3 protein-coding genes are annotated in these 2,963 nt (G+C 37.1%); all 3 read left to right on the top strand.

Features of this window, described 5'->3' with window-relative positions:
• A partial coding sequence (locus ABFX15_RS10630) for a transposase (RefSeq protein WP_487046873.1) occupies positions 1-989 on the top strand: 989 nt, incomplete at its 5' end.
• The gene (istB, locus tag ABFX15_RS10635) at positions 989-1,720 is read left to right on the top strand and encodes an IS21-like element helper ATPase IstB (RefSeq protein WP_343755429.1); all 732 of its coding nucleotides are present in this window, start codon (positions 989-991) and stop codon (positions 1,718-1,720) included. The genes ABFX15_RS10630 and istB, both read left to right, overlap by 1 nt.
• Before the next feature lie 145 nt (positions 1,721-1,865).
• Positions 1,866-2,486, top strand: a complete 621-nt coding sequence (locus ABFX15_RS10640; protein WP_344912051.1) for an FMN-dependent NADH-azoreductase — start codon at positions 1,866-1,868, stop codon at positions 2,484-2,486.
• Positions 2,487-2,963 lie beyond the last annotated feature (477 nt).

Below are 2,963 nucleotides of genomic sequence, written 5' to 3' on the forward strand. Positions count from 1 at the left end.
TGGCTCATGCCAATGATATGTGGCAGATCGACACGTCCTATGGGCCTTATTTGTATGATGAAAAGGGGAAAAATCCGAGTGAGAATACAGAATGCTTTTTAGAAGGATTAAAGAGGATTTTCGAAATGATGGAGAGTGTGCCTAAAACGATTCGTATTGATAATTTGGCAGCTGCCGTTGTTAAGCCAAGAGGGAAAGGCGAAGAAACCGTGTTTACTGAGGCCTTTGAACGCTTCGCTGCGCACTATCGTTTTGAACCCATTGCTTGTAATCCGTATTCTGGTCATGAAAAAGGGGCTGTTGAAAATAAAGTAGGCTATATTCGTTATAATTTTTTTGACTGTATACCTGACTTTGTTTCCTACCTTGTATTTGAGAAATGGTTAAATGCTCAACTAGAAGAAGACAGTCATCGCAATCACTACCATGAACACATACTAATCAGTGAATTATGGGAAGAAGACCGGGCACATATGCGTTCTCTTTCAGATACACCCTACCCCGTTTTTAGATACGAAGAATGCAAAACAAATAAATATGGTGAAATCAGATTGGATAATGCGTCTATTCATATCCCAAAAGTAGGTCGTAACCGTCGGTTAACCGTGCAGTTATACTGGGATTCATTCCGCTGTCTGAGCCCAAGTGGTGAATTGCTCTATGAAGCAGATCGGCCTTATATTAGTGAATCCCGACCCGTCGATTGGCTATATGTATTTCAAACTTACCGACAAAAACCAAGGGCACTTGATCATTCTAAATATAAGAAGCTGCTTCCATCAAAAATAAAAAGCTATGTATTAGAAACAACTCTTGTCGAACGAAAAAGGCGCATCGACCAACTGCTTGAATTGCTTAAAGAAGAGGACTTATTACGGATTGAAGAGAATTTTGAGTTTCTCCTACTGAACAATTTTGAATCAGAGCCAACAGAAGCTTCTCTCTCCCTAACGCTTTATGATTCACTCTCTCCGAAGGCGGTGAGCTAATGGAAGATGAGTTAAAGGAATTGTGCAAACGTATGAGGTTAGCGTATGTTTATGACTACGTCATAGACAATCATGATAAAGAAGCTCTCTATCCTCTTATATTAGAGTCTTTGAAATACGAACAGCACGAACGAGAACGAGCTAAAGCTCATCGTTTAATACACAAAGCGGGTTTCCGCACTCATAAACGATTGGGTCAATATGAATGGCATGATGCGATTGGATTTCCAGGGTCTCTAACTAAAGAGGAATTAATAAGCTTAGATTTTATTCATCATCGTGAAAATTTGATTTTCGTTGGTTCACCAGGCACTGGGAAAACAACGTTAGCCACAGCTCTTGGCATCGAAGCATGTATGGCGGGAAAAGATGTACAGTTTTATCGTGTTTTAGATTTAGTGGATAAATTACAAAAAGCGTCTCAAAGAGGGACGCTTGCACGTACACGAAAGAGCATCTTAAAAAGCGATTGTCTCATCTTGGATGAATTAGGTTACTTGCCAATAGATAAAGAAGGATCAGAGCTGTTATTCCACCTTATTTCTGATTTTTATGAGGAACGCAGCTTGATTGTGACGACCAATTTAGAATTCAGCTCATGGAATAAAGTATTTCAGGACTCCAGATTAACGAGTGCCTTAGTTGATCGCTTAATTCATCACGCTCATATTTTCTCGTTTTCTGGTAAAAGTTACCGCTTCACGAACGCATTATCGCAACACAAAAACTAAATAAAACGGTGCAGCAAAGGTATGGAAAAAATTCCTGCAATCTTATGGATTTTTTTCTTGCAAAATACACTTGACATAAGAGTATAGTTTGATATAATAAAAAATGTGAAATAATTCACAAATATTGACGAAAGGATATATAATTATGACCAAATTATTAGTAGTAAAAGCACACCCATTAAATGCTGATCAATCTACTTCAGTTCAAATCTTAGATGTATTTGTTGAAAAATACAAAGAAACACATCCAGATGATGAAATTCAATATATTGATGTATTTAACGATGACATTCCGGAGCTGGATGAGGATATCTTAACAAGTATTATAGCATTAAAAGAAGGAAAAACATTTCCAGAGTTGACTGATGCTCAGCAAAAGAAAATGACACGAATGAATGAGTTAACACAACAGTATATAGATGTGGACAAAATAGTTGTAGCAAATGCATTATGGAATTTAGGTATTCCAAGCCATTTAAAATCGTGGATAGATAATATTTGTGTTTCTGGAGTAACTTTTAGGTATACAGAAACGGGTGCAGAGGCTCTAGCACATGGAAAGAAAGCTCTCCATATCCAATCAAACGGTGGGTATTTTGGTGGGAAAGATTTTTCCGCACAATTTTTAAAAGGGATTTTCCAGTTTGTTGGAGTTGAAGATTACGAGCAATTATTTATTGAAGGTATCGATTTTGCTCCGTCCAAAAGAGAAGAAATTCTGGAAGAGGCTGAGAAAAAAGCAAGACTTATCGCTGAGATATTCTAATTTAGTAAGTTAAGACTTGTTTGGTATAGTTGGGTAGCCAAACCTATTTAACCAGCTCTTCCGGCTCATTACGACCGAGAGAAAACAGTAATCGAATTTAAGTATCATTACGAATCGACTGAACGTGTCTGTAGAGTAAATCTGTAAAATGTATAGCCAAAAGTAGCAAATAGAATTATTTTTTAAGTACATCAAGCAACATATACCACTAAGAAAAAATCGAAAATCTAAAGATGGAGCTGAAAACTAAGTCATTCTAACCATGATTGTGTACGAATTGACTTTACTGATGAAACCAGAACTCGGCTTAAATGTAGAAAAGCATTCTATACCGATAAAAAAGAGGCGAAAAAAGGCAATGTGATCCAGCAGACGTGAATACACTGCTGGATCACATTGCCTTTTTTCTTGTCAAATGTCTCCAGCAAAGGTAAAATAAGGAAACGTATACAAATCTGACAGAAAGAAAGAGAGAAA

It is taken from the genome of Alkalibacterium indicireducens (genome assembly GCF_039522005.1).
GTDB lineage: Bacteria > Bacillota > Bacilli > Lactobacillales > Carnobacteriaceae_A > Alkalibacterium > Alkalibacterium indicireducens.